At 69.5% G+C, this 5006-nt stretch carries 5 protein-coding genes; all 5 read right to left on the bottom strand.

From position 1 onward, the window contains the following. Nucleotides 1-153 precede the first annotated feature (153 nt). The 5 genes from L0H79_RS20705 to L0H79_RS20725 all read right to left on the bottom strand — a co-directional run bounded on the left by L0H79_RS20705 (nt 154) and on the right by L0H79_RS20725 (nt 4877). Entirely contained in the window at nt 154-609 is a 456-nt protein-coding gene (locus L0H79_RS20705) for a LuxR C-terminal-related transcriptional regulator (RefSeq protein WP_301486529.1), read from the bottom strand. A gap of 553 nt (nt 610-1162) precedes the next feature. Further along, nucleotides 1163-1942, bottom strand: coding sequence for an ABC transporter permease (locus tag L0H79_RS20710; RefSeq protein ID WP_301486530.1), 780 nt, complete (start codon nt 1940-1942; stop codon nt 1163-1165). Further along, nucleotides 1932-2846, bottom strand: coding sequence for an ABC transporter ATP-binding protein (locus tag L0H79_RS20715; protein ID WP_301486531.1), 915 nt, complete (start codon nt 2844-2846; stop codon nt 1932-1934). The genes L0H79_RS20710 and L0H79_RS20715 overlap by 11 nt, the downstream gene beginning before the upstream one ends. Nucleotides 2847-2913: 67 nt before the next feature. Next, a complete protein-coding gene (locus L0H79_RS20720) occupies nt 2914-3684 on the bottom strand; it encodes a hypothetical protein (protein ID WP_301486532.1) in 771 nt (256 codons plus the stop codon). Nucleotides 3685-3737: 53 nt separating this feature from the next. Further along, complete coding sequence (locus L0H79_RS20725) at nt 3738-4877, bottom strand: ThiF family adenylyltransferase (protein ID WP_301486533.1); 1140 nt, start codon at nt 4875-4877, stop codon at nt 3738-3740. Between the last annotated feature and the right edge of the window lie 129 nt (nt 4878-5006).

A 5006-nucleotide genomic window follows, 5' to 3' on the forward strand; every position in this document is an offset into this window, starting at 1 on the left:
GGGCCAAGCCCGCCCTGGGCCCTTCGGCGACGGGCCGTGCTCGACCCGCCTCCTGGTCCGTTAGCCCCGACGCTTGGTGATCTCGAGGTTCAGACAGATACGGAACTTGTGAAGAATGTCCATAATGCCGGTTTCATCCCGACGGAGGAATCGTCAGAATTGATGAGATCGACACAGTCGCCGGCCGACCCCGGATCTGGACCGGTACGCGAGGGCAACCGCAGCCAACTGTGACGACACACCCAGCTTGCGCGTGATCGACCGGATGTGGGTGCGGACCGTCGGCAGGGACACCACGAGACGACCGGCTATCTCGCCGGCGGGCCATCCGCACATCAGCAGCTCGAGCACCTGTCCCTCCCGGCCGGTCAGGCTCGCGACAAGGTCCGACTCGCGCATCCATCTGCGCACCGACTCCAGCTCGGCGCTCTGATCGACTACGGGCGGCTCACCGGCCAGCGCCCGATCCACCTTCCGCAGCTGCGTCTGCAGCGGCTGGTCGGCATCCACCAGGCGCGCCCCGCCCTCGAGCGTCGCCAGCAACGACGGGCCGGCAGCCGGGCTGGCGACAACCACGACGAGGCTTCCAGTCGTGGCCCTTGCGGGCATCACCGGGAGCGCGTCGTGCTCATCGGCGACCAACACGGTCCTGTGCCGGGTGGGCCTCGACCGGGCCGGCGGGTCCGCGCCGACGGACGCGCCGACCCAGCCGATGGCCCTCAACCCGGCGACAACAGCAATGGACAGAACGGTACTGGGTGACCTCACCAGCACCGGGCCGCTGCGGACCAAGGACGAAGGACCATGGGCGATCATCCATCGAACCTGCAACAAGCCCACTCATCCCGCCCGATAACGCGGTTGGAGCCGAGGCCAACTCAAGGGCGACGACAACTCGTCGAAACCCGCATGGAGGAGGCCGTGGGCACGACTCGTGACCCCCGGTCGGCGAAACTCCCGCGCGGCAGCCGGGTGTGGGGGCGATGCCCGGGGAGGCGACCAGCGTGGTCGAGATGGGTCCTCGAAGTCCTTCTGGCAGGTCGGGCCGGGCCCTCGGTGGAGAAGTCGATCAGGATGTGCCAGGAGAACGGCTGACGGCGACCCGGCCGCGCAGGTGTTCACCCAGCGAGCCGCCGTGCACCGTGCCCACCTCTGGTCAGGGTCAGCGACGGTGGGCCACCGCGCGAACGTCAGCCGTGTACGCGATCGCGCACCAGACTGTGAGCACGAGGAGGTCTCGCATGGCCGGCTCGTGGGAGTCTGAGATTGTCGCTGCGCGGACCAGGTTCGCGATGGGCTCGAAGGGCAGGTAGGCGTTGGCTGCTTGCAGCCACAGCGGGAGCCGATCCGCCGGGAAGGTCACCGGGGCGAAGAGGAGGGCGAACAGCAGGCACACCTGGGTGAGCACGCCGGAGACGTTGGGGCGCAGCAGGTGAGCGATCGCGCTGCCGAGGAACATGCACGTCATCAGGGCGAGCGGGACCACGACCAGGGTCGTCCAGCTGAGCGTGGGGACGAGGCCGAAGCGGATTCGTGCGGCGATGACCCCGGCACACAGGCCGGGAAGCGCGGCGGCGGCCCAAACGGAGCTGTCGGCCACGACGATGGCCGACCGGCGCACGGGGAGATGATGGATGTAGTCGAGCACCCCTTCCGACTTCTCGGTGCCGATGATCTGCGGGCCGATGACAAGACCGACCGAGATGATGCCCATCGTCCACGCGCCGCTGGCGAGCTGCTGCACCTCGGCTGCTGTCGGGTTCCTCAACAGGAAGGCGAACCCGACGATGATCGCGACGGCGAAGACGGCTTGGATGACGGTGAACGCGGGCAGCAGGTAGCGATACCGGGAGCCGCTCCAGCGCATGAGCAGCGCCACATCACGCAGCCAAGGGGTGGGTGCGCCGACCGGTTGGGCTGCACGGCTCGTGTCAGTTCTCATGGAGCTCGGCATAGAGGTCCTCCAAGGTCGAGAGGGAAGCCGCGGGTGTGATGGAGAAGTCGGTCACCAGACCCCGGGCCTGGCAGCGGGCCGCCCAGTCGAGGGCCTGCGGGCCGTCCGATGTCGAGAACGTCACGAGCAGGCTGCCGTCCTCCCGCGGTACCGGCGTGGCCGAGGGGAAGGGGGTCTTCAGGCCGCTGTCTGCCCCGAACAGTGTGAGCCGCAGCGCCCCTTCCGGGGCCTCCCGCGGTCTCGGTCGCGGGTCGTCGCCCACGACACGTCCGGCTCGCAGGATGACGACCCGGTCGAGGCGCGGCTGGGCCTCGGCGAGGTTGTGGGTGACCACGATGACCAGGTGACCCTTCCTGGCCAGCCCGGCCGTGTGTTCCCACAGGATCGGTCGGCGCATGGGGTCGACGTCATTGGTCGGTTCGTCGAGCAGGATGACCGGGCCGGCCCCGGCGCAGGCCATCGCGTATGCCGTCAGGCGGCGGATCCCGCCGGAGAGCCGCTCCCCGGTCGTGTCCGCCCAACCGCCCAGCTCGAGGGTGGCCAGCAGGTCGTCGGTGATGGCGGTGGCGGCCCGCTTGGTCCGGCCGCGAAGGCGGGCCATCGATGTCACCGCATTTCGTGGCGTGACACCACGCATCGGCGCCGCCGACTGCCCCATGATGGAACACGCGCGCCGAGCCAGGGCAGGGTCGGCGACCAGGTCGCTGCCCGCGAAATGCACGGTGCCAGACGTCGGCCGGACGGCGCCGACGAGCTGACCGAGCAGCGTGGACTTGCCGGCGCCGTTGTGGCCCAGCAGCCCAACGACCTGCCCCGGTTTGAAGGACACGGTGATGTCGTGGTTGGCCTCCACCGTCCCGTAGCACTTGGTCAGATGCCGGATGTGCAACACCGGGGGTCAACTCCTTCTGGGTCGTAGGTCAGGGAGAGAACTTGGCCGGGTTCGCCGGGCCCGTGAGCTAGCCCGCGACGTGGAGCAGCTGGGCCACCAGGCGCCAGCCCCACCAGTAGGTGATGAACCCCTCGAGCAGCAGGCCCGCGCCCATCGCGGCCAGAGCGAGGAGGTGACGGATGCCCGGTCGTCCCAGGGCACGCCCACGCAGCACACCCATCGCCGTGGTGACCACAGCGGGGTCGTCACACAGGTGGGCCAGCAGGAACCGCCCGTCCGTGCGGCGGTGCGGACGCAGCTGCCACGCGATCCTCAGCAGGGTCACCGACGCCACCAGCCAGGCCGCGCCCGGGCGGCCACCGGCCGCCAGGAGCGCGCCGCTGAGCACCGCCAGGTCCACGGCCAGCCCCCCGCCGAAGGCGGCCGTACGTGGGATGAAGGGCCACACCCACGTGTGCGTGAGGTTGGTCCGGGCCACGGCGGTGCGTCCGTTGACCTTGGCCCGCGGCAGCGACTGACCGCGGGCGCGCCCCAGCACCATGTGCGCCAGCTCGTGAAGGACTGATCCCACCACCGCCGCAACGATTACCAGAACCAGCGACAGCGCCAGCGGCTGGCCGGGAGCCAGGAGGGCGGCCCCGTCGGGGTAGCCGTGCGCCGCGAGGAGCCAGGCCGAGGTCGCCGTGGCCACGAGCAGCACCCCCACGCTCGCGGCACTGGCCAGCCCAGCGGCCCACGGCCGGGACGGTACGCAGGTCTGACCCAGGCTGGCGGTGAGTTCACCCGGGGGCACCTGCAGGATCACCGGGGCGGTGCCGTCTCGGACTCCGACGAACATGCCAGATCGCAGGCGGCGGGTGGCCCACGGCGGATCGAGGGATCGGCCCGAGGTCATGGCACGGCCTGGTAGTGGGTGAAGACCTCCCACGCCGACTCGGAGCCGACGCCACAGGTTGGGCAGTCCTCGGGCAGGTGCGGCCAGTCCAGCAGGGGGTAGGCGGCGCCCGACACATAGTCCACCTCGAACTGCGTCCCGACGCAGCGAGGCGGCAGATAGCCGGTGAGGATTCGGACGGCCTCGTCAACGATCACCGAGGACAGCAGCAGGATCGGCGGCGGGAAGGCGATGCTCGGCGGGCTGAAATCGCTCTGCTGGAACCCCACGAACTGGGCCACGAACTGCGGGTCCTTCTTGGTGTAGTGGATGTTGATGCAGTCGAAACAGCCCGACACATGCGGAATCACGCCGAACACCCGGCCACGGGTGACCTGCGAGGCGCCGTACACGCAGGGCACCGAACGCGCGACGCAGGCGGCGTTCACGACGCGTTGCGCGACGAACGGGGGCTCATCGATGGCGCACACGACCAGGTCGATCCCCTCGAGCAGCCGCGTGACGTCTGCCGGGCCGCGCACGGCCAGGACATGAGCTTCGACCTGGCACGTCGAGTTCAGCTCGGCCATCCGCTCGGCCGCGACGACGGCCTTGGGCCGGCCCACATCGGACTCGCGGTAGAGGATCTGGCGGCCGAGGTTGGCCAGCTCGACGGCGTCCTTGTCGACCGCGACGATGCGCCCGACCCCGCACCCGGCCAGCAGGGACAGGATGTTGGAGCCGCCCCCGCCCAGACCGAGCAGCAGGACACTGGAGTCGCGCAAGGTCCGAAGTGGCCGGCTGGGGTCCTCGTCGACGTGGGCGAAGTGACCGAAGTACGTCACGGACGCGTCGTAGCGGCGATCCAGTGCCGGCAATGCCCGGTCTTCCGGGACGACGCCTGCGAGAAAGCCATGGCTCGCGAGCAGGGCGACCCCGTCCGTGACGTCCTCGGCCCTCAGCTCGGGATGCTGAGCGAGCACAGCGTCGACGACCTCGCTGAGGTCGCGACCGTCGAGGTTGCTCACAAGCGTCCACATCTGGCCGTCCGGGTCATCGAACTCGGCCGTGATACCCAGCTGGGCACCGATACGAAACGTCCGCCCGTCAAGGCGGTAGATAGGGTAGATGGGCTTCACCTGGGGACCCGCGCTCATCGCGATGCACCCCTTCCTTGCTGTTCTGGGAGCTCCCGTGGGGCACGCACGAGTGGACTGTGGGTGCCCCACCGGTCCAGGAGCCGGCACAACGCCCGCGAAGGAGAAGAAAAAGGTACAACCAGTCGA

Source organism: Intrasporangium sp. (assembly GCF_030452765.1).
Classification (GTDB): Bacteria; Actinomycetota; Actinomycetes; order Actinomycetales; family Dermatophilaceae; genus Intrasporangium_A.

Bases quoted from the DNA above. Each gene is read 5' to 3' on its own strand.
- L0H79_RS20705 (WP_301486529.1), bottom strand. From the start codon at position 609: ATGCCCGCAAGGGCCACGACTGGAAGCCTCGTCGTGGTTGTCGCCAGC.
- L0H79_RS20725 (WP_301486533.1), bottom strand. From the start codon at position 4,877: ATGAGCGCGGGTCCCCAGGTGAAGCCCATCTACCCTATCTACCGCCTT.
- L0H79_RS20720 (WP_301486532.1), bottom strand. From the start codon at position 3,684: ATGTTCGTCGGAGTCCGAGACGGCACCGCCCCGGTGATCCTGCAGGTG.
- L0H79_RS20710 (WP_301486530.1), bottom strand. From the start codon at position 1,942: ATGAGAACTGACACGAGCCGTGCAGCCCAACCGGTCGGCGCACCCACC.